At 61.7% G+C, this 1,124-nt stretch carries 1 pseudogene; it reads right to left on the minus strand.

Annotated features, from left to right (window positions below):
• Positions 1-39 precede the first annotated feature (39 nt).
• A pseudogene (locus IVA79_RS10490) lies at positions 40-1,124 on the minus strand (Ulp1 family isopeptidase); the annotation flags it as partial.

The raw sequence follows: 1,124 nt of genomic DNA on the forward strand, positions 1-1,124 counted from the left end.
CTTCAACCAGCTGCACGCGCTATTCAGTTGAAGCCGACATCACCCACTTAGCCGGTTTTGCAGTGCCTGCCGATCGACGACGAGGTAGAGGAGGCTCAGGTCTGCCCGTCGTCTTCCCGCGAGCCGTCTGACCAGCGCCCGGGTACCGTCGACCACAAAGACTCCGCAATCATGGCCGTTGCTCTGCCTGCGCATGTTGGCATCTTGCAAATGGGCTCCCACCCGCGATGCGAGCATTGCTGCAGGTCCGGCATTGTATGGCTTGAAGGAGTCGTAATGATAGGCAACCGGCCTGTCCCGATCGCGGCGATCTACCAGCAGCAACGACCAATGGGAGCCGCGGCGACGGACGTCCGTAGCACTCGCATCACTCACCGGCAGGAACAGGAAGTCGGCCGTATCGTTGCCATTCCGATCGTTGACAATGCGATGGAATGCGTTCAGGGCGTCGCCGTCCGTACCATGGCCCACCTGAAAGGCGATGAGAGGATCGACGAACCGGGTCCGGGCGGCGAGGTTTGGATTGTTTTGCTGCAACTCCTGCGACAGCAGCTCGTAGTCCCGCTGGATATGCGCATCACCCAGCCATTCGTCGGCTCCGAGCACCCGTCCGCTGCGGTCGCCGGCAGAGACACTCGCCCTTGAAGCGCCGATCCGGGGATCAGGAACTGAGGATGGGACAGGGTGATGGATCAGTTGGGCATCGCGGCGTCCTCGCGGCCCCAATGCGATGGAGTAGGTCTCACCGTTGATAGAGACCGGCTGGGGAGCCATTTGCGAACTCGGCAACAGCATTTTATTGTCCAGTACATCGAGCAGGAACTCCGGCACCGCCTGTGAGCCATGCCGCCAATCCTCGCCGACGAGATATCCGATATCCTCGAGCTCTTGCGGCGTGCCTGATGGACCGATGAAGAACGGTGGTCTGCCGGCGGGGCTGAGCACCGGCCTTGACTGCGCATCGTCACGCATTTCCTGCGGTGTGGACGGCAGATCAGTGAAAGAAGTTAGATCGCGGTAGATGTCTGAGGACCGAGCTGGCGCGCCCTCCGGAGTTGGCCACTCGAAGTCGGACGGCACCCGTGGAGACCAGGTGAAGCTCGACCCGGCCGGGTCCTGCCAAC

This window comes from Bradyrhizobium sp. 138 (assembly GCF_023074075.1).
Taxonomy (GTDB): domain Bacteria; phylum Pseudomonadota; class Alphaproteobacteria; order Rhizobiales; family Xanthobacteraceae; genus Bradyrhizobium.